We start from the raw sequence: 3,199 nt of genomic DNA on the forward strand, positions 1-3,199 counted from the left end.
GTCAACGCCTTCGAGCCCGGTCACCTGCCGCGCTCGGCGCTCGTGGAGTTCGCCCGCGTGGTGCACCGCGGCGGCCACATCGTCCTCACCGTCGGCGAGGAGCGCCGCGCCGAGATCGAGCGGCACCTGGCCCAGCTCGCCCGCCGCGACGTCGTGCGGGTCACCCGGACCTCCGAGGCGACGCTGCACCCGTCGACCGGGGCGTGCCACGTCGTCGCCGTCCTCGAGGTGGTGGAGGCCGCCCAGCCGTCCGGGCCGCGGTGGTGAGCGCTCGGTAGCGTGGGCGGTATGCCGGGAACTCCTTCGGTCGTGGTGCTCGACTACGGCTCGGGCAACCTGCGCTCCGCCGAGCGCGCCCTCGAGCGCGCGGGCGCGAAGGTCGAGGTGACCGCCGACCCGCGCGCGGCCCAGGAGGCCGACGGCCTGGTGGTGCCCGGCGTCGGCGCCTTCGCCGCGTGCGCCGCGGGCCTGCGCGCGGTGGGCGGCGAGCGGATCCTCGAGCAGCGGCTCGCCGGCGGGCGGCCGGTGCTCGGCATCTGCGTCGGGATGCAGGTCCTCTTCGAGCGCGGCGTGGAGTTCGGCGAGGAGGCCGAGGGCGCGGGCCAGTGGCCCGGCACCGTCGAGAAGCTGCAGGCCGACGTGCTGCCGCACATGGGCTGGAACACGGTCCGGGCCCCCGCCGACTCCGTCCTGTTCGCGGGCATGGAGGAGGACGAGCGCTTCTACTTCGTCCACTCCTTCGCCGCGAAGCGCTGGGAGGTCGAGGCCGTCGACCCGTTCCTGCCCGCGAAGCTCACCTACGCCCACCACGGCGAGGACTTCGTCGCGGCGGTGGAGGACGGCCCGCTCGCGGCCACGCAGTTCCACCCGGAGAAGTCCGGCGAGGCCGGCCGGCGCCTCCTCGTCAACTGGCTCGAGAGTCTCTAGGACTTTCTCGGGGACGGCTGTCGAAGGCCGCGACGCTCGTTCGACGCGCTGGTGACGGCCGGCGACCAGCCCGGCCCCGAGGCCCCGGGAGGGACCCGATGCGCTACATGATGATCATGCAGGCCCCGGAGACGATGGCCGTCGGCGGACCCGACGCCCCGCCCCCGGAGGCGATGTTCGACGCGATGAACCGCTTCAACACCGAGCTCGTCGAGGCCGGGGTGCTGCTCGCGGCCGAGGGACTCGCGCCGTCCTCCGAGGGATTCGTGCTGACGTACGAGGGCGAGACCCCGACCGTCACCGACGGGCCCTTCGCCGAGGCGCGCGAGCTGGTCGCGGGCTTCTGGATCCTCGACGTCGCGACGCGCACCGAGGCCGAGCAGTGGGCCCGCCGCTGCCCGATCGGCCCCGGCGTCCGCCTCGAGGTGCGGCGGATTCCCGACATGCGCGAGTTCGAGGGCATCGCGCCCGCCGAGTTCCTCGACGCGGAGGCCGCGCTGCGGGCCCGCGTCGCCGAGCGCGCCGGTCGCTACGAGCAGTCCGGCTCCTGAGAGGGTGGGCGACATGGCGCGGTACATGCTGGTGCTGAAGTACGACGAGGCCGTCGCGATGGCCACCCCGCCCGACCCGGCCGTCTTCGAGGAGATGGGCCGCTTCAACACCGCGATGGTCGACGCCGGGGTGCTGCTCGCCGGCGAGGGGCTGGCGCCGAGCGCGCAGGGCGCCGTCGTGACGTTCCCCGAGGGCGACGGCGACGAGCCCACCGTCAGTGACGGTCCGTTCTCGGAGGCCCGCGAGCTCATCGGCGGGTTCTGGATCCTCAAGGTCGAGTCCCTCGACGAGGCGGTGTCGTGGGCGCGCCGGGCCCCGTTCCGGACCGGGGAGCGCATCGAGGTCCGGCGGGTCACCGAGGCCGAGGACTTCGAGGGCATCGCCCCCGAGGGCGTCCTGGAGCAGGAGGCGGAACTGCGGGAGCGCGCCGAGCAGCAGCACGGCGGCTGAGGCACGCGAGCGGAGCGACGGGGGAGGACCGGGTGGCCGACGCCTACACCGTCCTCGACGCGGTCTGGCGCGCGGAGTCCGCGCGGATCGTGGCCGGCGTCGCGCGCGTGGTGCGCGACGTCGGCCGGGCCGAGGAGCTCGCGCACGACGCCCTCGTCGCCGCCCTCGAGCAGTGGCCCGCGCAGGGCGTGCCGGAGAACCCGGGGGCGTGGCTCGCGTCGACCGCCCGGCGCCGGGCGATCGACCTGATCCGCCGTGAGCAGACGTTCGCGCGCAAGGCGGAGCAGGTGGGGCACATGGCGGGCACGGTGGCGAGCCCCGACACCGCGGAGGTGGTGGCCGACCCGGTCCGCGCGGTCGGCGACGACGTCCTCGCGCTGCTGTTCGCGACGTGCCACCCGCTGCTCGCGCGGGAGTCGCGGGTGGCGCTGACGCTGCGCCTGTTCGGCGGCCTGACCACCGACGAGATCGCGCGGGCGCTGCTGGTGTCCTCGACGACCGTCGGGCAGCGGATCTCCCGAGCGAAGAAGCGGCTCTCGACGGCGGGGGTGGACCTGGAGATCCCGGCGGGGGAGGAGCTCGCGGGCCGGCTCGGGGCGGTCCTCGAGGTGGTCTACCTGGTCTTCAACGAGGGCTACGCCGCGACGACGGGGGCCGACTGGATGCGCGCCGACCTCTGTGACGAGGCGATGCGCCTGGGTCGGCGGCTCGTCGCCCTGCTGCCCGACCGCCCGGAGGTCCACGGGCTGCTCGCGCTGATGGAGCTGCAGGCCTCGCGGCTGCGGGCGCGGGTCGGACCCGGTGGCGAGCCGGTGCTGCTCGCCGACCAGGACCGCGGTCGCTGGGACCACCTGCTGATCCGCCGCGGGCTGGCCGGGCTGGCGCGCGCGGAGGAACTGGCGGGCGGCGGTCGTCGGGACCCCTACACGCTGCAGGCGGGGATCGCGGCCGGCCACGCGCGGGCCGGGTCGGTCGAGGACACCGACTGGGCCGGGATGGCGGCGCTCTACGCCGAGCTCGCGGTCGTGATGCCGTCGCCGGTCGTGGAGCTGAACCGCGCGGTCGTCGTCGGGAAGGCGCAGGGCCCGGCCGCGGCGCTCGCGGTGGTCGACGCGCTGCGCGACGAGCCCGCCCTCGCGCGCTACCACCTGCTCCCGGCCGTGCGGGCCGACCTGCTCACGCAGCTGGGACGCCGGGACGAGGCCGCGGCCGAGCTGGAGCGGGCCGCGGAGCTCGCGTCCAACGAGGCCGAGCGCGCGCTGCTGCGCCG

Annotated in this window: 5 protein-coding genes; all 5 read left to right on the top strand. The window is 75.6% G+C overall.

The window, feature by feature from the left end; genetic code table 11:
• The coding region (locus AC0CYZ_RS31800) for a hypothetical protein (RefSeq protein WP_472222288.1) at positions 1-267 on the top strand (267 nt) is incomplete at its 5' end.
• Between the two features lie 21 nt (positions 268-288).
• On the top strand, positions 289-927 hold the full coding sequence (hisH, locus tag AC0CYZ_RS31805; RefSeq protein WP_472222290.1) for an imidazole glycerol phosphate synthase subunit HisH: 639 nt from the start codon (positions 289-291) through the stop codon (positions 925-927).
• A gap of 98 nt (positions 928-1,025) precedes the next feature.
• Positions 1,026-1,478 (top strand): YciI family protein, encoded by a 453-nt coding sequence (locus AC0CYZ_RS31810; protein WP_472222292.1) that lies wholly within the window; start codon positions 1,026-1,028, stop codon positions 1,476-1,478.
• Between the two features lie 13 nt (positions 1,479-1,491).
• Positions 1,492-1,929, top strand: a complete 438-nt coding sequence (locus AC0CYZ_RS31815; RefSeq protein ID WP_472222294.1) for a YciI family protein — start codon at positions 1,492-1,494, stop codon at positions 1,927-1,929.
• A 32-nt stretch (positions 1,930-1,961) separates the two neighbouring features.
• The coding region (locus AC0CYZ_RS31820; RefSeq protein WP_472222296.1) for an RNA polymerase sigma factor at positions 1,962-3,199 on the top strand (1,238 nt) is incomplete at its 3' end.

It is taken from the genome of Actinomycetospora sp., assembly GCF_055612215.1.